The sequence below is a fragment of the Secundilactobacillus folii genome, from assembly GCF_009720675.1.
Classification (GTDB): Bacteria; Bacillota; Bacilli; order Lactobacillales; family Lactobacillaceae; genus Secundilactobacillus; species Secundilactobacillus folii.
Map to the genome: position 1 here is coordinate 282328 of NZ_WNJO01000002.1, position 21374 is coordinate 303701.

At 38.3% G+C, this 21374-nt stretch carries 15 protein-coding genes; 11 read left to right on the forward strand and 4 right to left on the reverse strand.

Annotated elements, in window-relative coordinates; translation table 11 throughout:
• Positions 1 to 95: 95 nt before the first annotated feature.
• The 4 genes from GM612_RS02920 to GM612_RS02935 all read right to left on the reverse strand — a co-directional run bounded on the left by GM612_RS02920 (position 96) and on the right by GM612_RS02935 (position 5288).
• Complete coding sequence (locus tag GM612_RS02920) at positions 96 to 2267, reverse strand: hypothetical protein (protein WP_155430880.1); 2172 nt, start codon at positions 2265 to 2267, stop codon at positions 96 to 98.
• Positions 2268 to 2731: 464 nt separating this feature from the next.
• Positions 2732 to 3805 carry a recombinase RecA gene (gene recA, locus GM612_RS02925; RefSeq protein WP_155430881.1) on the reverse strand — a complete coding sequence of 358 codons (1074 nt, stop codon included), beginning with the start codon at positions 3803 to 3805 and terminating at the stop codon, positions 2732 to 2734.
• 274 nt (positions 3806 to 4079) lie between these two features.
• A complete protein-coding gene (locus tag GM612_RS02930) occupies positions 4080 to 4484 on the reverse strand; it encodes a hypothetical protein (RefSeq protein WP_155430882.1) in 405 nt (134 codons plus the stop codon).
• 294 nt (positions 4485 to 4778) lie between these two features.
• Positions 4779 to 5288 carry a DUF2798 domain-containing protein gene (locus tag GM612_RS02935; RefSeq protein WP_155430883.1) on the reverse strand — a complete coding sequence of 170 codons (510 nt, stop codon included), beginning with the start codon at positions 5286 to 5288 and terminating at the stop codon, positions 4779 to 4781.
• Positions 5289 to 6096: 808 nt separating this feature from the next.
• Between GM612_RS02935 and GM612_RS02940 the strand changes: the two genes are divergently transcribed.
• The 11 genes from GM612_RS02940 (at position 6097) to GM612_RS02985 (ending at position 21319) form a co-directional block, all read left to right on the forward strand.
• Complete coding sequence (locus GM612_RS02940; protein ID WP_155430884.1) at positions 6097 to 6216, forward strand: TFIIB-type zinc ribbon-containing protein; 120 nt, start codon at positions 6097 to 6099, stop codon at positions 6214 to 6216.
• A gap of 368 nt (positions 6217 to 6584) precedes the next feature.
• On the forward strand, positions 6585 to 6809 hold the full coding sequence (locus GM612_RS12385; protein ID WP_425500323.1) for a helix-turn-helix domain-containing protein: 225 nt from the start codon (positions 6585 to 6587) through the stop codon (positions 6807 to 6809).
• 130 nt (positions 6810 to 6939) lie between these two features.
• Positions 6940 to 8196: a tyrosine--tRNA ligase gene (tyrS, locus tag GM612_RS02945; RefSeq protein WP_155430885.1), complete on the forward strand. Its 1257-nt coding sequence runs from the start codon at positions 6940 to 6942 to the stop codon at positions 8194 to 8196.
• 211 nt (positions 8197 to 8407) lie between these two features.
• Positions 8408 to 10285, forward strand: coding sequence for a tyrosine decarboxylase (gene tdc / locus GM612_RS02950; RefSeq protein ID WP_425500324.1), 1878 nt, complete (start codon positions 8408 to 8410; stop codon positions 10283 to 10285).
• Positions 10286 to 10318: 33 nt separating this feature from the next.
• Positions 10319 to 11746, forward strand: a complete 1428-nt coding sequence (tyrP, locus tag GM612_RS02955; RefSeq protein ID WP_155430887.1) for a tyrosine-tyramine antiporter — start codon at positions 10319 to 10321, stop codon at positions 11744 to 11746.
• Positions 11747 to 11818: 72 nt separating this feature from the next.
• Positions 11819 to 13285 carry a Na+/H+ antiporter NhaC gene (nhaC, locus tag GM612_RS02960; protein ID WP_425500325.1) on the forward strand — a complete coding sequence of 489 codons (1467 nt, stop codon included), beginning with the start codon at positions 11819 to 11821 and terminating at the stop codon, positions 13283 to 13285.
• 687 nt (positions 13286 to 13972) lie between these two features.
• Positions 13973 to 15436: an McrB family protein gene (locus tag GM612_RS02965; protein ID WP_155430889.1), complete on the forward strand. Its 1464-nt coding sequence runs from the start codon at positions 13973 to 13975 to the stop codon at positions 15434 to 15436.
• 12 nt (positions 15437 to 15448) lie between these two features.
• Complete coding sequence (locus tag GM612_RS02970) at positions 15449 to 16801, forward strand: 5-methylcytosine restriction system specificity protein McrC (RefSeq protein ID WP_155430890.1); 1353 nt, start codon at positions 15449 to 15451, stop codon at positions 16799 to 16801.
• Between the two features lie 794 nt (positions 16802 to 17595).
• Positions 17596 to 17910: a nucleotide pyrophosphohydrolase gene (locus tag GM612_RS02975; RefSeq protein WP_155430891.1), complete on the forward strand. Its 315-nt coding sequence runs from the start codon at positions 17596 to 17598 to the stop codon at positions 17908 to 17910.
• Positions 17911 to 17943: 33 nt separating this feature from the next.
• Positions 17944 to 19695, forward strand: a complete 1752-nt coding sequence (locus tag GM612_RS02980; protein ID WP_155430892.1) for a DUF2075 domain-containing protein — start codon at positions 17944 to 17946, stop codon at positions 19693 to 19695.
• Positions 19696 to 20218: 523 nt separating this feature from the next.
• Positions 20219 to 21319 carry an Ldh family oxidoreductase gene (locus GM612_RS02985; protein ID WP_155430893.1) on the forward strand — a complete coding sequence of 367 codons (1101 nt, stop codon included), beginning with the start codon at positions 20219 to 20221 and terminating at the stop codon, positions 21317 to 21319.
• Positions 21320 to 21374 lie beyond the last annotated feature (55 nt).

The window sequence follows — 21374 nt, forward strand, 5'->3', positions numbered from 1 at the left end:
CGGCCCATTTTTCATTCAGTCCAAGGCAGTGACAATAAAAGTTTCGGGGGAGTTCTAGTCGAAACGAGTGCTTAGCAAATTGACAAAGTGTTTTATTAACGTCGTTTACGTCTTTTTTTCGCTAATTTTCGAGCGGCGTCAAGCGACATCCCCTGATGATGAGTGAGCGAGGCTTGAAGCAATTGCGGGTCTGGAGCCAGTAACGTTTTGAATTCGGCCTTCGTTAGGTCAAGTGCTTCACGACACTTATCGTACTTATTCGCGAAAGCCTCGATCTGCTTACTAGTTGGCGGTTCACTTTGGTCAAGTTCATGTTGAAGAGCAATCTGGAACCGTTTTTTAGTTGGTACCGCTACCTGACTATTAAGCAGATAACTAGCTGCGGAGTTCCAAAAATCGTTATCGCTTAAGGTACTTGGAATGTTAGTCAGCTTTGCTGCTTCAACTTTGGTATAGGTTGGTTTTACTGAGGAGAAGAACCAGTTGATACGGAAATTATTATAAGTCTCTGGCGTCTCTAAATTAAGCACATTACTGTCAAAGTCAATGAGATTCGTCAGATTGAAACCATCAGCCAACAGGATGGCGGCAACGTCATGTTCAGCTAAGAAAGCCGTTAAATTCGTATCAATTCCGTGGTTTGGTTTATTAAATACATAAGATAGTTTGACAATGAAATTTGAGTAATCAGTGTCATCTGGCGCAAATTCGTCACTAACATCAGCATATCCGTCATCAAAGTCATTAAAGGGTACAAGTTTATCGACCCAGTCAGAAAGAGCAGTTTGCATGGATTCATCCTGAGAAAGATGTTCTTGCCTGGCTATAAAGTCGACGAAGCGTGACATCACCTCGAAAGTATCCTTTACCTCTTGTGTCTTCATGTTGTGCCAAACTAAGTGCGAATCGAATAGAATCTGGGTAAATGCTTGACCATTCCATTTATGCGGGACACGGCCGGTTTGGATAAACATGTCATTATAAAAGTGGTTCAGAGTTGCTCTAACCTCCTTGACCGTCAGCTTAAAGCCTTTGGGGGTGTCTTGGAAATACAAGTCAAAATTATTCGTGAACGACTTAATCAGAGACTGTTCTTTCGGTAAAAATGGTACGAGGACGTCTGTTTGAATGGCAAAAGTCGTCGCTTGGTCTAAATCTTTGTGTTCACTTCGGGCTTGTTGGGTTTTTTCAAGCATTTCTTTGGGTCGAGTATTGGAGCCGAAAAGACGCTTTAACGTTTTCATTGTGTCGGCTGATAAGTAGCGCGGTTGCAAGGTCTCAGGATCCAAATATTGATAGCGTCCGTCATTGACCGGTTGAAAACCGAGGGATTCAATATCAATTTCAGCCGTGTTAAGTTCCATTTGGTCATGTTTTAAATACTGAAGGGCGGGGATGGACTGGTCACTGATGGCTTTTTCTAACTTGGATTGAACGGTTTTTACTGAGGAAACAACATCTAAAACAGTTTGGTGAGTGTTAAGAAATTGTTTCCTAGCGGTAGCTTCTTTCAAATCAATATCATCAATTGAGGCTGCAATTAGGATGCGGTCTATTAAAGTGGTTGAGTAGTCTTTGCCCGTTTCAAGCAAGGCATCCATGGCACTTTCGAAGGCGTCTGTTTTATATTCAGCATTCTTAGGGTACAAGCTACTTAAACTGTTTCTAAGCAGGTCGGCAACTGTATTCAGTGGCATTTGGAACATATGCATCTCATGGTAGATATCCTGAAGTTCTTCGAAAGTTGAATTTTCCGCAAATAAAAGCACGTCACTGATATGGGCTTGGCGATAAGATTCAAACTGATCGCTGTCTTTAATTGGTGGGACGTGCTGGATTTGCCGAAGCTTGGCAAGTAAATAGTAACTTTGAAAGCCCATACCAGCTCTAAAACGCATTGCAATGTTTCCCTCGAGCCGTTTTGGCAGCAGGCTAGTGCCCTTGATTTCGCCAATCGACATTAAGTAGGTCACATACTCACTCAAGATGGATAGCCAGTCCAACGAATACAAGCGCGCTTCGAGAAGTTCCCAGTATGGATCGCCGATAAGAATTATTTCTTGAGCGGCTTTTATTGTCCACGTGCGCGGATGCTGGCCCCAAATATCGTACATTTGACTGGTGAATTCAAGTAAATACTCGGGAGCCAGTTTCTTGACTTCCGGATTGTTTACAGATGATTGCTGAAAGGCTTTGGTTTTAAGAAAATCGGCGATGTTGTTTCTAGCATCGTTTAGTACCGATTCACGAGTAATTCTTTTTGGCATATTATCCTCCTGAAAGTTCTTCTGGATCAAGTATACGGGTTTTAACTAGAAAATAAAATGGGAGCTAAGACAGTAAAGTCTTAATTCCTTATTTTAAGTGAATGCAACATTCTTGATTGTAGCTTTTTGGTTATGAGTTGATCAGACATTAAAAATAGTTTAGTCAATTTGACTTAATTTTCTAGTAATTATGGCGAAAGTTAAACGGATCTTTGAATAGGCTGGTGACCAGGTGAAAATGCTAATGATATGTATTTAAAAGTGAGTACTTCATTGAAAAAAGTACCAGACAGGGCTCCGACCGGGGGACTGTCTGGTGCTTTTTGTAAAAGTTAGAACGATTTAATGTGACATACCGAAGCCAAAGTAATCCTTAAATTAGGAAAACGGCATTAAATCTGCTGTCATCAAGACAACTGCGAGTTTTAAAAATCGTTAAGAACGTTTATGATCATTCCCTTACCCTAGGAAACTTCAGAATCTTTACCATCCGAGGGTGAGTCACCTTTATCGCCGTCCCAGATTGCTTTGATCTTATCCGCAATTTCATCTTGAACGTCAGTATGCTGTTCCAGATAATCAAGGGCATTAGTTTGCCCTTGACCCATTCGTTCACCATTATATGAATACCAGGATCCGGATTTTTGAATCACATCATTATCAACAGCTAAGTTCAAAATGTCACCGGCCCGTGAAAGGCCGTGGCCAAAGAGGTTTTGAACTTCAATTTGCTTCAGGGGCGGTGCAACTTTGTTCTTAGTGACTTTGATCTTCACATTGGTGCCAATAATATCGGTGCCTTCCTTAATGTTTTCACGTTTACGAATGTCGAGCCGAACTGTTGCGTAGAATTTCAGGGCACGACCACCTGGCGTCACTTCTGGATTACCAAACATCACACCGATTTTTTCACGAATCTGGTTAATGAAAAGTAACGTGGTTTGCGTTTGATTAGCCATACCAGCCAGTGCCCGAAGTGACTGTGACATTAGGCGGGCTTGCAGGCCAACGTGATTGTCACCGATTTCACCATCAATTTCTGCCTTTGGCACCATTGCTGCTACGGAGTCAAAAACGACCATATCAATGGCACCGCTTTGAACCAAGTCATGAGCAATCTGAAAGCCTTCTTCGGCGCTCCCTGGTTGTGATAACAGTAATTGGTCTAGATTGACACCTAGAGCTTTGGCATAGGTCGCATCAAGGGCGTTTTCAGCGTCGATATAAGCAACGATGCCACCTTCTTTTTGCAAGGAGGCAACCGCTGTTAGTGCTAGCGTCGTCTTCCCTGAGGACTCAGGACCATAGATCTCCATGATTCTGCCGCGCGGGTAACCGCCACCAAGGGCATGATCCAGTGAAAGCAGACCGGACGAGAACCGTTCGATTTCTAGATTGGGTTTATCACCCATGCGCATCAAAGCACCTTTACCAAATTTCTTTTCAATATCATGCATTGCATGATCCAAGGCTTGTTTACGCTGTTTATCATCGTTTTTTTGAGTAGGGTCATCAGGATCGAATAAATGTAAAGCCATGAGATGCCTCCTTTTCGAACATACGTTCTAAAACTACAACTCTATTGTAGTCCATTTTTCAGGATAAACAAGCCTTCTGCAGTCGATTGTTTCATGTGGAACGTTTATGGCTCATGATTAGTACTGGGAAATTGATTATTGAAAATCAAGTGAAATTAGACACGCCCTTCTAGATTGTTTATATCACGTAGAAGGGATAATTCCTGATGAAAAACAGCCCTCAATTAACTAATGGGCAATGAAAAACGTTTGCATCAGAGTTGAAGGGCTGTTTTTAATGATTTAGTAGTAGATAACCGCAAATAATACCAAGCGCAATGACACCGTTGACGTGATCGAGGCGCTTGCCACTGTGATAATATTTCCTGCATTTGTCATATAACGGTTTTAAACTAGGCTCAATTTGTTTGCCATCTTCTCCCATGAAAAGACGAAAACGTTCAAGTGACTCAGCTTGCCGATGGATGCGACCAAATAACAAGATGATAAGCACACCGATAATGGTGAAAGCAATAATGGTCATTGCGTTAGAGACGCGTGCAGACAGGAAACTAGGTTGACCAAATAGCCTGGAAAAAACGGTGGCAAGTAGTACAAAAATGAAAATAATAAGGTTAACGAGTTCAGTTTGCCAGTACGAACGAAGATTTTGATGAAAATAGTTAAGTTCCTTCTGCATGTTTGCAACCTCTTTTCCGGAGTAAGACTCTTAAATATTATAGTCGATTAATAGGGTGAGTGGGGATGAAATCTAAAAAGTGTGGTGGAATGTAGTAACACACCGAGAGGCTAAAAAGGTGCCACTTGATGAATGACCAATTTTGGGAAATTCATCTAGTGGCACCTTTTGGCGAGAATCTGATTTATGTTATAAATTCAAATTCGTTGTGGTATTGAAACTTTGATTTATTCTTAGCAGTGTTTAAACGAAAAACTATAGTCGACCTAGGCAGCTCTAGATTTCAACCTGACTTTATTCTTCTTCGACTTGTTTGCTCAATGTTTTGGACTTCAATTCAGCAGTTTGATCGCTTGCAGCCTGCATTTTACCCAAAATAGCACGGGCAATTGGTCCGACAATGAATAGTTGTAGCGGCAGTGCCATGATGATGTTGAAGATCCATGCGTGTCCGTACGCAGCAAGGGAAACATGGCCAGCCATGATGATGCCGAACAGTGACATGCAGGTGACCATACCAATTACCATCAAAACTGAAATCGTGATACCAATCAGAACTACATTCTTCTTCATATAATCATTGATAATGTACTTAAAAGCCAGGCCCTTAGCGATTTTCCCCACAACCAGCATGTCAAGAATGACGGCAACAACAAGGCCACCGGGATATTCAACGAGCGTGTGCAATGGAAGGCTCTTTGTGAAACCTTCGACCAAAACAACATTGTAGCCCACCATTACGAGGACCATCAGGCCAGCCATAATGGCAGTGAAGACAACTTCTTCTTTAAAATTACGAGGCATTTCATTCTCCTATTCTTTTCACAATGCTGGTAACTATACACTAATGGGTGAGAGCGCGTAAGTTACGATTGTGTTACGAATTTGGAAGCGGTTGTGGGTTAATTATGCATGGAGGTTTAAAATGATGATTGATTGCGAAGGTTGCGAACTATAATTACATTCTCAGGATAGTTGATCCTTGATCGATCCATCAATATGCGGTTCTAAACAAGAGATGCAACTTTTTTCTAAAAATGTTTCATATATTATAAATACTTATTTTTTGGCCGAATTAATTGCAGTAATATAGTTTTTGAAGGGTAGATGACAACTTTTTTCTCCAGAAATTTCTTTGTGAAATTGTCCTGAATAAAGGACATTATGTCTTAGTATTGCAGATATAAAGTAAGTATATATAGTTATTCCAAATAATAAATAACTCAGACTAAACATAATTTTTGGTCTAGATAATGAGTAAAAAATGAGCAAGATTAAATTTTATAAATAAATATTGTGAATATTAATTGACAATTTTTTTTCCGAGTGATAGTGTAATTACAACATCAAAACGTCCTTAACTTTAACTTTTACAATTAGAATATTACCTGGGTGATTAGAGAAATAGTGGTTGGTGCAAACTATGCAGGGTAATAATTTGAAATACTAAAGTTATAGAATGCGGTTTTTCCACCGATACTTGGGAGCAAGTGTGAGATGCTTTTTGGGCGTCTTGAACTAGGGTGGTACCGCGTTAAAAAACGTCCCTTCATTAGTGATAATGAAGGGACGTTTTTGTTCTTGATGTAAAAAATAAATAGGGGTGACAATTATGAAATCAGCAGATGTTACGATTCATTGCCCAGAATGTGGCGATATTGTTTTTGAAAAACACAATAATGGCGAAATTATTTGTGCAGAATGCGGCCATGTGTTAAATAGCGGACACTAGTCAATAATTGACTGAATAAAGTGAAGTTATTATGGCAGTAATAACGTCTCTTTATATCATAGGAGGTATATGCGTATGGTGAATACGAATTTAAAGAACCATAAAGCGCTTAAAACCAACTCAGTTAGACTAATCATCACTTTGCTTTTGCTGACTCCTTTGTTCATTATACTGATTAATTCTAGTTGGTCAAACGTTAATTTAATGTCCGGATTATTGATTGCAATTATGATTTTAAGCATTGTGATTGGCCTTTGGCTAACCTCTATGCACTTAATAAAAGTAGTTCGTAAGGGATCGGATACTGATTACAAAGAGAGATAAAGTATGTAGGTGATAATATGTTTGATTTGAATAATCAGGATATCATGTCTTCTAGTGAGGCGGCGAGGCGATGGCATAAAGCTGACGATTATGTTCGCCAAGCATATAGAAAGACACCATGGAAATTTCCAAAAGGGTCTATCCGAAAGTTTGGTAAACAACTAGTTGTGACCAAAAGGGGTATGGAAGTTGTTACGGGTATGACCGAGGATGAAGCCGCTACGGAACAGCACAAATTTGACAATGGAAATCATCGAATTGCACAATAGCTTTTATGAAAGCGAGTGTATTATTTATGAAAACGTTAATGTAAAGTTAGAAAAATATTTATTGACACCGTTTACATCGCTAGCTTATGTTTATGTCTGATATCAAAGAATTCACTTGGAGGTTGAAGACATGAATATCATTGACGAGCTAACTTGGCGAGGGGCTGTTAATCAGCAGACGGATGCTGAAGGCCTCAAAAAGCTAACTGACAGCAAGAGTATTTCGTTATATTGCGGCGTGGATCCGACTGGTGATAGTATGCATATTGGTCATTTGATTCCGTTCATGATGATGAAACGCTTTGAGCTTGCAGGGCATCATCCTTATATTCTTATCGGTGGAGCTACTGGTAGTATAGGTGACCCAAGCGGCAGAAAATCTGAACGTCAGTTGCAGACTATGGAAAAGGTTCAAGCCAATGTTAAAGCCCTGACCCAGCAAATGCAGAAGTTGTTTGGTGGCAGTTCTAATATCTCGTTTGTCAATAATTACGATTGGCTTTCAAAGCTTTCACTACTTGATTTTTTACGTGATTACGGGAAATTAGTGAATATTAACACCATGCTAGCAAAAGACATTGTTGCTAGTCGACTAGATGTGGGTATTTCCTTTACTGAATTTACCTACCAAATCCTACAATCGGTCGATTTTCTGACGCTCCATCACGATTATGGTATACAGTTACAAATTGGTGGTGCTGACCAGTGGGGTAATATTACCAGCGGGATTGATTTGATTCACAAAATTGATGGCGCTGATGAAGAAGTTTATGGTTTAACGATTCCCTTGATGCTTAAGGCTGATGGAACCAAATTTGGTAAAACTGCTGGTGGAGCAATATGGTTGGATGCTAAAAAGACTTCACCATACGAGTTTTATCAATTCTGGTTAAATCAGGATGACCGAGATGTAGTGAAATATCTTAAATATTTCACTTTTCTAGATCAAGATGAAATTGAAAAACTAGCACAAAGTGTAAAAATGGAGCCCGAAAAACGTTTAGCACAAACACGACTTGCAGAGGAAGTTACAAAATTTGTGCATGGATCAGATGCGCTTTCAACGGCTCAAAGAATTACTGAAATTCTATTCTCTGGAGATGTACAAGACTTATCTGCTGATGAAGTAGAAGATGCATTTGGCAAAGCTCCAAGCGTGTCAATTACAAAGGAGCCCCGAAATATAGTCGATTTTTTGGTAGATACTGAAATTGAATCCTCAAAGCGTCAGGCACGCGAAGATGTCAACAATGGAGCTATCACAATCAATGGCAATAGAATCCAAGATACAGAATTTGAGGTTAACCCAGCTGCACAATTTGAAGGCAAATTTGTTATTATTCGACGTGGGAAAAAGAATTATTTTCTGGCTAAGGTTGGAAAATAAAAGATTATTTTTTAATTAGTGTCAGAGTAGAAAAAGGCAATAACCGATATCGGTTATTGCCTTTTTCTATGCCTGTTTTCAGTCTTTATTGCAAAAAGATGTGAAACTAAAGACTTTTAGATTTCATTTTTAGACCCTTTACAGGTTATTTTTGAAAGCGTATTCTCAAATTGAAATTTATTATAACTATTTGGAGGCTGCTACCATGGAAATCACAGATTCGAAGATCAATGATTTAAATTTAGACGCTCTCTTTATCGGTGATAAAGCTGAAAACGGTGCCTTGTACAAGGAGCTGTTGAACAAACTTGTTGATGAGCATTTAGGTTGGCGTAAAAACTATATTCCTCAAGATCAGAATATGATTTCGCCTGAAGAACAACAATCGCCAGAATTTAAGGATACTGTCAATCGAATGAGGCATGTTTTGGACGATGTATCAAATCGGATTCGAACTGAATCAGTTCCATGGCATTCGGCAGGGCGTTATTGGGGACACATGAACTCTGAAACACTCATGCCAGCTATACTTGCATATGACTATGCGATGCTTTGGAACGGCAATAATGTGGCGTATGAATCCTCTCCTGCAACTTCCCAGATGGAAGAAGAAGTTGGCAATGAGTTTGCCACTATGATGGGTTATAAAAACGGTTGGGGTCATATCGTAGCCGATGGCTCTCTTGCCAATCTTGAAGGCCTTTGGTACGCCAGAAATATCAAATCCTTGCCTTTGGCGATGAAAGAGGTGACTCCTGAACTTGTAACTGGTAAAACAGATTGGCAATTATTAAACATGCCAACTGCTGAAATCATGAAGTTGGTTGAAGAGTCCGGCGAACGACTAGATGACCTTAAAGCAAAATCAGCTAGGAGTGGTAAAAATCTCCAAAAGCTTGGTAAGTGGTTGGTACCACAAACGAAACACTATTCCTGGATGAAAGCAGCTGACATTATCGGTATTGGCTTAGATCAAGTTGTCCCTGTTCCAATTGATAAGAACTATCGGATGGACGTTAATGAACTGGAAAAAATCATTCGTGAAATTACTGCGGATCAAACACCAATCCTTGGTGTAGTTGGTGTTGCAGGTTCGACTGAGGAGGGCGCAGTTGATCAAATCGATCAAATTGTCGCTTTGAGAAATAAACTTGAAAAAGAGGGTATTTATTTCTATTTACACGTTGACGCTGCCTATGGTGGATACTTCAGAACGATTTTTCTCGATGAGAACAATAACTTTGTGCCATTTGACAAAATGAAGGATCTTCATAATCAATATGGCGTCTTCACAGAATCAAAGGATTATATCAAGAGAGACGTTTATGAAGCTTACAAGGCATTTACAGAGGCTGAGTCAATTACTATTGATCCTCATAAGATGGGATACGTTCCCTATGCTGCGGGAGGTATTGTCATTAAGGATGTAGCTATGCGTGATACGATTTCGTATTTTGCAACTTACGTGTTTGAAAAAGGTGCTGATATTCCAGCACTTCTAGGGGCATATATTCTCGAAGGTTCAAAGGCTGGGGCGACAGCCGCTTCAGTTTGGGCAGCACACCACACTTTGCCATTAAACGCTTCTGGTTATGGCAAGTTAGAAGGTGCGTCATTAGAAGGTGCACACAGATATTACGACTTTCTGAAGAATTTAACATTTAAAATTGGTGACAGAACTGTTGAAGTTCACCCACTAGTTAATCCCGATTTTAATATGGTTGACTATGTACTTAAAGAAAAAGATAATGACAGTTTGGCTGATATGAACCGACTGAATCATCAATTCTATGAGGAAGCTTCATACGTTAAGGGTTCGTTGTACAACAAAGAATATATTGTTTCACACACTGACTTTGCAATTCCAGATTACGGGAATAGCCCACTACCGTTTGTAAAGAGTCTGGGTATCAGTGAAAATGACTGGAATAGTGTTGGAAAAGTCACAGTTATCCGGGCATCAGTTATGACGCCATATATGAACCGCCAAGAAAATTTTGATTACTTTGTACCAAAGATTAAATTGGCGATGAAGCAATATTTGCAAAACATTTTCGTTAAAGAAACAACTAAACAATTATCTGAATAGATAAATAATAAAACGTATTGAAGGGATAAAAAGATGAATAAACAAGCGACCAAATTAGGGCTTGGTACATTCATAGGAATGACCATGGCACTCTGTGCAACGGTTCGATCAATTCCCTCTATCGCAGCTACCGGTTGGTCTCAGATTACCTATATGATTTTTGCAGTGTTGTTCTTCGCCTTACCAGTTGCATTAATTTCAGGTGAGCTAGGAACAATGCTACAGGCTGATGGCGGTCCTCAACTATGGGTAAAAACGGCCCTTGGCGAAAAATGGGGCTTTGTAACTGCTTGGCTACTCTGGGTTCAGATGTTTCCAGGAATGGTGATGGTGGCTTCAACAATTGGACCACTGTGGGGGAATACTTTTGGAAATGTATCACTTGGTAATAACCACTGGTTTATTTTAGCTAATATTCTTGGTTTTTACTGGATAATTACGATTTTAAACCTACGCTTTGATATGGCAAAAGTTGGGGGCAATGTCGGCGTCTGGCTAGGAGTATATATTCCAATCGTGATTATGTTAGTAATGGGCATTTCAGCATTATTTAAAGAGGGAATTGATCCGGCAAGTTATCTGGGCACTTTCTCAGTTTCGAAATTATTGCCAAATCTGGGTAATCTTCAGACATTACAATATTTTGCTGCTATTTCCTTTATCTATACTGGGATTGAAATGTCATCAGTCTTTATTCCACGGTTGAATAATGCAAAAAAAACCTATACGAGAGGGATTTTTATTGCACTCGTCGGTTTAATCCTGATGAATATTTTAAACGGGATATTGGTAGCCAATGCAGTGCCAAATGGTCAGATTCAACTTTCGAATATTACACAACCGATTTTACTTTGGTGCCAAATTCTTGGTTGGCCAACTATCATTGCAAACATATTTAGTTTCATGGTTGTGATTGGTGTTCTGATCCAATTATCCGCATGGGTTACCGGGCCTTCAAAAGCCATGACTCAGGTTGCTCGGGATGGACAGTTACCAGCTAGCTTTGGCTACCATAAAACTAATCGTTATGGCGTTTCTCGAAACGTTGTGCTTACACAAAGCGTCTGCATTTCATTGTTTGCACTACTCTACGGTGTCATGAAAAACGTTAACAACGTCTTCCTAACTTTAACAAATGCTACTACTGTAATTTATGCATTAGTCTATATTCTGATTGCGGTAGCATTAATTAAATTACGGCAGACACAGCCAGATTTAGAGCGTCCTTACCGACTTGGAAAAACGGGGAATGCTTTGGCATACCTTGTGGCCTATGCTTTGATATTTGGTATTATCGTGATTATTGCTGCTACATTCTTAGCATCAGACTTAATTCAATCAATCTTTGTCATCGTTATTACACTTATTTTGTTTGTGATTCCACTTATTATCGATCGCAATAAAAATAAAGAATGGATGATTCAAGTTCAAGCTGATTTACAATCGACGAATAATTTCTAGATTGACTGGAATGTCGAACAGGGACTTATCTGTTGATAGGTCCCTGTTTTATTTTGAAAGTGGGGAATTATGATGAATTCTTCTAGTAAAGACTCAAGGTTTAATTTGGGAGAAAGTTTGGCAGTCATGCTGACGATGTTCGTAATCTTAGGGGTGATGATCATTAAATACGATATGTCACCTCAAATTCCTATCTTGTTTGTATTTACCCTGGTCATGTTCTATGGGCACTTCAAGAAAATTTCATGGGACGATATTTTTCAAGGTATCTCCGATGGTGTTGCACCCGGAATTATTCCGATTATCATCTTTTTAATGATTGGAATTTTAGTTGCAAGCTGGTTAAAAGCTGGGACTATTGCGGGAATGATGTATATTGGTTTAAAGCTCATTTCAGTACCGTTATTTTTACCAACTGTATTTATTATTTGCGGAATTATTGGTATCACAGTAGGCAGTTCATTTACGACGGTTTCCACTATTGGGATTGCCTTCATGGGTATTGGACATGTGTTAGGCTTTTCGGCACCTGTCATTGCTGGAGCTGTTGTTTCTGGTGCGTTCTTAGGAAACAATATGTCACCATTATCCGATACGTCGAATTTAACAACTGGGATTGCGAAGGTTAACCTTTATACACATTTAAAAAATATGAGCTTAACTGTCATTCCGGCAGCGGTTATTTCATTGATTGGTTTTGGAATCATTGGTCTACGTTCGACAAAAAACACCAATTTGAAGGCAGTGCGAAATATTTCAACTCAACTAATGGCAACCTACCATATTTCTTTGTGGACATTCTTACCAGTGATCGTTTTGCTTTTACTGGCTTGGCGTAAGATGCCAGCTGTTCCAACGCTGTTACTCGGCTCATTTACTGCTATTGTGCTGGCACTATTTCAGGATAGTTCATTTAGCTTTAAGCAAGTTGGTGATTTGCTCATAAATGGCAATCATGTTGCTGGAACCAACACCGTCATTAATCGGTTAATGAGTGGTGGGGGCATAACCAACATGCTAAGTTCAGTAGCTCTGATCATTCTGGCATTGTCTCTTGGGGGATTATTAATTAAGTTTGGGATCATTAAAACATTGATTAATAGTATGAGAAGAATGATTAGTACCCCAGGAAGGTTAATACTAGCTACTTTTTTGGGTTCCTTAGGGGTGAATTTACTTGTTGGGGAACAGTATCTTTCGATAATTCTACCTGGTGAAACGTTTAAGCAATCGTATGATGATCTCCATGTTGATCGGAAGTACTTATCGAGAACCTTAGCAACTGGGAGTGCTGATATCAACGCTTTAGTACCATGGGGAGTAAGTGGTATTTTCTGTTCTGCTACTCTAGGAGTCAGTGCATTTCAGTATATTCAATTTGCCTTTTACCCCTATTTAAACCCTCTAATGACAATCCTTTTTGGCTTTACTGTGGTTACTTGGGCGAATAAGAAGTTACGAAAAAGCTTACAAAAAACGAACGAAAAAATGCCAAAAAATTTGGAGCAGACATCTAATTCGTCTGATTTAGAGGCTTGAATTAAGTTTATTGAACTTAAAACGTCAGTATAGATGAAGAAATGTGCATTATCTTTATAATGAGTCTGAAAAGATACCGTCTTTAGAATACTTTGTTGGGTTGAGATATTTGAATAATAGATAAAGCCATCATATAGATAGGGTAACAAACCTATGTGATGGCTTCATCTATTATCAAAAGCTCATGAATTTGTAGAATTATAATTTTTAGAGCTGTAATTCTACCAGCCGCAAGTAATTTTTGATGTTTGAGCTTCAGTACCTGTTTTGATTAATGCACTTTGATTGTTCTCCTTGTTCAATTAAATCTCTGCGTCTTATTCATCCAGCGTTTCAGGTGCTAATGTAGTCATGTTTTAAGATACCATATTGCTAATTATGTTCTGAGACTGTAGACATTAAATCGATTTGTCAGCATTTTTTGAGCAGTGAAAAAATCAAGATCTCTGGTTCCTGAAAACATGCCTAATTTATCAATTGGGGGCTCAAGCTAAATGTTGCTTTTAAATTTAAAATTCATGCTACCTGTTCAGTCAATAAGGCAAAGAGCGTTTGCTTGTATTATCAAATATTAATAACACTTAATTCAATATATTATAAATGGTGCTCAAATTTTCATTAATTAAGTTGGAGGTTTAAAGCTAGTCATCATATAATAACATTATCAAGAAAATTTGGGAGATTAATATGACACCAAAAAATATTTTTGTTACACAACTGGAAGATTTACTAAAACAAGTCGGCGGCCAAGATAGGTCTCAGAACAATCTTTTTCTAACGCGTAAGGCGGTTTCTGAAAATCTTGAAAAGGGCAGTAATAATACCTATGGTTTTATTTCATTTATTCGTCCAGATCAAACGCCTTCCGGACCATATGCGGGCCTATCAGTTAAAGTTAACCCAGGTAAAGAGAATTATCGTATTTCACTGGATATTGGCAATGAAGGCTTTGGTGATGATTATCAATTAGCAACTTTACCAGGATTACGGCGTCTTTTTTTTGATCTTCAAAAGGATATTATAAATTTTGCCAATGCAAATTCGATAAGTATTAAGTCCTTTTGTGCCTTGGATTTTGCGGATGATTCTTCTAAAAAGCAACTTTCAGATTTGGAGCTAGCTTATAGAGAAGACGAGATTGATTCTCACAAACAGGATCTATTTGTGGCTTTTGTTCCCAAACCAAGTTTAAGTCATATTGATTTAGATGATCCATTTTGGGTCATCTATAAGGCTGTCATTGCCGTTTATGCTAAAGCTCGCCAATGGCCATCGAACTCAGAAGAACGAAAGATTGTTGGAAAGTTCATCAATGCTATTCATCAATATAATGAGGTTACTAAAAATGAATTGGCGCAGGCTAGCCACTTGCTAGACGTACGGCGGTACGTCGTTCTTCAAGGAGCACCAGGAACTGGTAAAACTTATCTAATGAATAAATTAGCAAAAGATTATGAGACTGTTTTTACACAATTTCATGCTGAAACTACCTACTCGGATTTTGTTGGTGGTTATCGACCTGTGACAGATGCAGAGGGACATTTGAGCTATAGATATTATGAAGGCCCCTTATTAAAAGCTATTAGGCTCGCACAAAAATCTGACAAAAAAATTTTATTGATGATTGACGAGATTAACCGTGCAAATTTGAGTAATGTTCTAGGTGAGGCGTTCTACTTATTTGAAAATGAGAAAGGTTTGCCACGTGCCAAAGTTCAATTGGGGGATATTGCCCAGCCTCAAAATCTCATCGAAATAGAAACACTTCCATCTAACTTATATGTAATGGCAACTATGAACACGGCGGATAGATCACTAGCAATTGTTGATTTTGCACTCCGACGTCGTTTTGCTTGGTTAACCATGTATCCACATCATATCAAACCAGTTAAACAGTTTTTTCATGAAAAACAATTTAACGAAATGCATGATATTTTTCAAATGTATGCCACTAGTGAAGAATTAATGTTAGAACCAGGTCAAGCATATTATCTTACTCCTGACCATAGTGACTCCCAAATGAATGATCGTTTGTTATACGAGCTCTTGCCTTTAATTCGTGAATATCTTGAAAGTGGTTTTATGATACCAGCTAAAGATGCTCTGAACCAGTTTTTCATGAGTGAGATTCGACAAACTCTTTTTAACTAGGAGGTAAATAGGTTGGGACAAGAAAACCACGTTTCAGTTATTGAAATACCAACATTCACCGATTACATCTATCATTTACCAAAAAAAATGAGAGATTCTCGAAATCCTCTTGAAAGCCACATGAAATTTGTTGATTTAAACCGTAAAGTATTGACATATCTAGATATTGACACATATTTCTTATCAGGTGATTTGCACTTAGTAACTAACGGGTATGTTGGGGCTATTCCAATTCGTATGCAGAAAAGAAATGGTGGTGAAACGAGCACTGATTTAATTGTTAAGCCCCGCTATGGTGCTGATGAAAGTAATTGGTTTGCCTGGATGGACGGGTTAGCTCAATTTTCGGGTTTAAGTTTAAGCTCGGAAACAAATCCTAACTATACGTTAACAAGGTCTGAAGGTACTCCAACACCGAAATATATACTTGCTCAAGAAGTAGTGAAGAGTATGGTTAATGTTCTCAAAGAGCAGTCGTGGATTTCATTTGAAAATCGAGAAACAGAACTTAATCGACCTCTCGGAAAGGTTAACTGGCAACGTTATGCCCAACAATCTGCGGATCCTCAAAAGCAACTGTTGTTTCCAACAAAGATTAATTTGCTCACACATAACCATTCCGAATTCAGACGTGCATTAAATGTTTTGGCAGAGTGTGTAGCAATTTTGAATGGGCAACTAACACCGATTCAAATTAAACAAAGAACGCGAGAAAATCAAGCTTTTTTAAGACGATACGTACCAATTTCTGGATTTTTAAAACGGGAAACCCAACATTTTAAAATTCGAAAGAATGAAGGCGCATTTGTAACACAACTTAAAAGGGATTTAAATCGGTTTATTGATCTGGAAGTTAAACAACAGTATAGTTGGCGCATAGATTTCTCCACTTTATTTGAAAGATATGTACAAACACTTCTTCAACAGTCAGTTACCAAATTACATCAAAATCCTCGAGTTGCTCACCATTTGCTGCCAGGATATACACGCCACGTTTCCAGATTAATGCCCAAATATTTAGAGCCAGATATGATCGCCGAATTTGAAGGCCGAGAAATTATTCTGGATGCAAAGTATAAGTCGTACTTTTATCCACGACAGAATGAGGGCATTGAGGAACAGCGTAAGAGAATTCGAAATGATGTCCATCAAATTATCGCTTATGCTAGTTTAGCAAGTACACAGATTTCAGTGATTGTTGCACCAATTGATGGTAAGGAGGTTGTTCAAGAGGTTTCCCGGTATGAACAGGCCATAATAGGTGTTGTAGGTCTACCATTGAGTTATCAAGATGCTAAATATTATGGACAGACAATTCGTAAATTTTTGAATTCCCTTATCATCTTGGCGGATAAGGCTATCTAACTTTTTGTACTTTACTCGGTTAATCAAAGGAGTATGGTAGAGTGATTTATTTAGAAGTCGTTTTGATTATTCCTATAACGTTTTGAGAGATTTAATAGTATGAATTGGATATTCGTTCATTGATAATAGAAAATTATTGAATGCCCTTGAATATTAATTATGTTTCCTGATCCCGACTATTTTTATGTTGTGACTGAGAATTTTAACAATTTCGAAGATTACCTGAATTTTCAAATTAGTAGCGACATGTTATGACAAACGTTAGTTGAGGATAAGTAAGGCCACTTTTGGATAGATATGTTAATAGAAGTGTACAAAAGGATCAGCGTTATGAGCTCTTGGCTGACGCTTCAGTTCAATGATTAATTTGTTAAAAAATCAAAATACTGTATGCTTAAAGCTGGGTGGTAATGATAACCAAAAAGATTCGCAGATAGCCTGACTAGTATCAATTTATAGCTAGAGTGTCCGCTATTCTCGAATTTGGTCTTGTTCCTTAAATGATAGTTGTTAATAGTTGTGAGTCATGATAATCTGATTTTAGATTAGACATGATTCCAACTTTTTTATTTACAAGGTTGCTTGTGAAAATGATTATTACACTTTTTGGACTACTTAATTAACGTTGAACTTGAAGTATAAACGCGGGTTTATTTAAAGGCAGATCAATTTGAATTAAGCAAAAATCATCATGATAGACTTATTAATGCTTATATTTTTGGTGATACACAAGAAATCAAGTAAATGATTCGAAAATTGAATCTATTGTTCGAAAAATAGAGGTGAAAGACTAGATGGATTATGAAAAGGTACTAGCAGATTTAATTGAGTTTAGAAATGAGCGACACTGGCAAAAATATCATACTTTGCCGGCATTAGCACGTGCCTTGTCAATTGAGGCTGCTGAAGTGAATGAACATTTTCTTTGGAAAGATAGCAAAAGCTCTGATGAATTTTTGAATGATGATGCTAATTTGCAGGCGTTAAAGTTAGAAATTGCTGATACACTGACTTATGCCTACTACATGTGCGAAAAGCTTAACGTTAATCCCAATGATATTGTCTATGAAAAGTTACAGATTAATAAAAATCGCAATTGGAAGTTCTAATTTAAATCAGATTCTTTAAAGGGAGGGGTAAATTTGGTTAATCTTGCTTATCCGGTGATTAAATCAACATCATACAGTCCGTTAGGTTTAAAACAATTCACTGATGATATCAAGAATACTTCAACTGGTGAGCTGCTACTCGATTATCCAACAGTTTATATTATTTATAAAAAGAACAAGCATAGAATGTATGATGTTTATGTTGGGGAAACGAATAATATTCGTCAAAGGACAACGCAGCATCTCATTGAAGATCCAAAGGTGAGACCGGATTGGGATGACTTTAGAGCAGCGGATGATACCAGAATGATTGTCATTGGACACGATAGGTTCAACAAGTCGTTGACTTTGGACATTGAAAATAAAATGATGTTATACATGTCCGGAGTAAGCACTGTCCAAAATTTAAATAATCGTAGAGAAAATGATCAAAATAAGTACTTCACTGAAGAAGACCGTGACAATATTTTTTCCAAAGTTTGGCGACGTTTAAGAAAAATTGATGAAAACTTATTTCCGGTTGAACGGATTATTCAAGACTCGGCACTATTTAAAGCTTCTCCCTTTCATAAACTCACTGAGGCACAATTTAAGGCCAAGGATTTGATACAAGATCGAATCACTCATGTTTTATTGGAAAATGAAGAAGATCAGCTCATTTTAGTAGAGGGAGAAGCTGGATCAGGGAAAACCGTTTTGCTAAGTACCATCTTTTATCAGCTTCACCAATACCAGATGAGTAACGACCATCCCCAATTTAGTAATCTGAAACTACATCTTATTGTGAATCATGATGAGCAACTAAAAGTTTATCGTGATATTTTAATAAAATTGGGAATAACAAAAAGTTCAGATAAAGACGTTGTATCAAAAGCTACCCATTTTATAAATACCCATAGACCAGATGAAAAGGTTGATGTTGTACTTGTAGATGAGGCGCATTTGCTCTGGACACAAGGGAAGCAGGCATACCGGGGCAATAATCAACTAGAGGATATTATGGCGAGAGCACGGGTTACAGTTGCCATCTTTGATCCGCGGCAAATTTTGAAAGCTGAAGAATATCTTGAAAAGACAGATATTGAAAATTTACGTGAGAAATCTAAAAAGCAGAATAATTTAATTGTATTGAAGAATCAACTCAGAATGCGAGCGGATGAAAGAACAATTGACTGGATTCGAGCAATAACGGACGGAAGACGCCAGGTTCTGCCTATCCATAGAGATTCAAAGCACTACGACTTAAGAATATTTGATGATGCAGCAGAAATGTATAGACAAATTAAAATCAAAAATTCTAACCAAAAAGAAAACGGTATTTCTCGGCTAGTTGCTACTTTTGACTGGGAATATACCCAACGTAAGAGATCAGACGGTAAATATTGGATGGTCACAGCTGGCAATTTAGAATTACCGTGGAATTTGCAGTTAAAGGCTGAACGTACTGTACAACGCTTAGCGTGGCCAGAACAGTCTCAAACAATAGATGAGGTTGGCTCAACTTATACCATTCAAGGTTTTGATTTAAATTATTGTGGTGTTATTATTGGGCCTTCCGTCACTTACAAAGATGGTAGGGTGCAGTTTAATCCTGAAAAAAGTAAAAATACTAACGCTATTCATCAAAGGACACTGGCAGATGGTAAAAAAGTATATGTCAGCGATGAACTTTTAGCCAATGAATTGAATGTTCTGTTGACCAGGGGTGTGAACGGACTTTATATTTATGCAGCTGATGATGCACTTAGAGAAAAGTTGTTAAAAGCTAGCCAGAAAACAGTTTAGAGGGAAACTGAGAAATTAGAGTTATGTGACCTTATTTGATGATAACTAGGATTCTCAGTTTGGCTTGATTATAGACAGGAAAAAGAAGGACTTTGTCTCCCTTCTTTTTGATTCGTTTATTGCAAATTATCAATTTTACAAGTTGTATAGCCGGCCCTTGAAGGCTACCCTTATCTTTAATTATAACCATTCTGTATTTCATTTTGAGACTCTTGACAATTGGGACATTTACGAATTAACATTAAAACAAAATAACAAAAGTCTTAGAGAGTTGAGTAACCGAAACGAAATGCACAGAGAGTGTACACTGGCTGAGAGCACATCATGGACTTCGGTGAATATGGGCTTGGAGTACTAGGCTACGCGCATTGCGTCTCGGTTGGCATTCGTTACAGTGCTAAATGAGGCAGTCTTCAATGGCTGTGAACTAAGGTGGTATCGCGGTTTAATTAAAATCGCCCTTGCAAGATTACATTGCGAGGACGATTTTTTGTTTATCAATAAAGAAGTGAGGGGTAAGGTTATGCGAATTAGCTCGATTGAAGAAAGATCGTTTTTGGAAAAAGTTCTAAAACAATACAAGTTTTCGGATGAAGACAGTCAATTACTTGCAGATACATTGGTAGATGCTGATCTTCGTGGCATTTCGTCCCACGGTATTCAGCGAATTGCTTGGTACACGCGAATGATAAAGGAAGGCACCATTGTCCCAACTAATAAGATTAAAGTTTTACGTGAAACACCAACCAGTCTATTAATTGATGCAAATCAGAATATGGGTCAAATTGCGTCATCGTACGCCATGGATCATCTAATTGATAAGGCCAAGCAAGTTGGTATTGCTGCGGCTGTGATTCGCAATTCAAATCATTTTGGTACAGCTGGTTACTATGCTCGTAAAGCCGTTAAAGAGGGGCTGATTGGAATTGCCACAACAAATACGAGACCATTAGTTGTGCCGACAAATGCCTTGGATGCGTTTTTAGGTTCAAATGCATTTGCCTTCACCTTTCCTGCTGAACCGCATCCATTCGTATTTGATGGTGCTACTTCAATTGTTTCTAGCGGCAAAATTCAAGTATTGGCCAAAAAAGGGGAACCAATTCCTGGCGATTGGGCCGTCGATAAAGACCGTACTGTTGACCATGATGCAAAACGAGTTGAGGACAATCTGTCGAAAGTTGCCTTTACTGAAGAACAGCCTGGTGGCGGTGTGCTCACTCTTGGCGGGAACCGAGAGGAAAATTCCAACTATAAAGGCATGGGCAACTCCATCATTATCGAACTTCTAACGGGGATTCTAGCTCAAGGGTCAATTTCTGCCGATACAAATACTGGCAAGCACGACTTTAGTCAATTTCTGCTGACAATCAATCCTAACTTATTTGGTGACCCAGAGATCTTTAAGAAGAGTGCCACCAAGATGTTTGATCGAATCCGTGCCCTAAAGCATTTGCCAAATAAGGATATCAAGATTCCCGGTGATCGTGAGTATAAAAATTATGCTGGCAATCTAAAGCAAGGCGTGTTTATTGATGATGAGACTGTTAAAGAATTGAAGTCGGTTGGTGATGAAGTTGGTGTTGAGGCGCCGAAGTCGATTGATTCTACTAAGGAGTCTTAAACTAAAAATAGTTTGTTCAATGATTTTAGCTATAATAATAGTCTAAAAGCGCTCA

Coding starts and splice junctions, on each gene's coding strand:
- GM612_RS12385 (WP_425500323.1), top strand. CDS start 6,585: ATGTCTTCTAGTGAGGCGGCGAGGCGATGGCATAAAGCTGACGATTAT.
- GM612_RS02930 (WP_155430882.1), bottom strand. CDS start 4,484: ATGCAGAAGGAACTTAACTATTTTCATCAAAATCTTCGTTCGTACTGG.
- tyrS (WP_155430885.1), top strand. CDS start 6,940: ATGAATATCATTGACGAGCTAACTTGGCGAGGGGCTGTTAATCAGCAG.
- GM612_RS02985 (WP_155430893.1), top strand. CDS start 20,219: ATGCGAATTAGCTCGATTGAAGAAAGATCGTTTTTGGAAAAAGTTCTA.
- tyrP (WP_155430887.1), top strand. CDS start 10,319: ATGAATAAACAAGCGACCAAATTAGGGCTTGGTACATTCATAGGAATG.
- GM612_RS02935 (WP_155430883.1), bottom strand. CDS start 5,288: ATGCCTCGTAATTTTAAAGAAGAAGTTGTCTTCACTGCCATTATGGCT.
- nhaC (WP_425500325.1), top strand. CDS start 11,819: ATGAATTCTTCTAGTAAAGACTCAAGGTTTAATTTGGGAGAAAGTTTG.
- GM612_RS02965 (WP_155430889.1), top strand. CDS start 13,973: ATGACACCAAAAAATATTTTTGTTACACAACTGGAAGATTTACTAAAA.
- GM612_RS02975 (WP_155430891.1), top strand. CDS start 17,596: ATGGATTATGAAAAGGTACTAGCAGATTTAATTGAGTTTAGAAATGAG.
- recA (WP_155430881.1), bottom strand. CDS start 3,805: ATGGCTTTACATTTATTCGATCCTGATGACCCTACTCAAAAAAACGAT.
- GM612_RS02920 (WP_155430880.1), bottom strand. CDS start 2,267: ATGCCAAAAAGAATTACTCGTGAATCGGTACTAAACGATGCTAGAAAC.
- GM612_RS02940 (WP_155430884.1), top strand. CDS start 6,097: ATGAAATCAGCAGATGTTACGATTCATTGCCCAGAATGTGGCGATATT.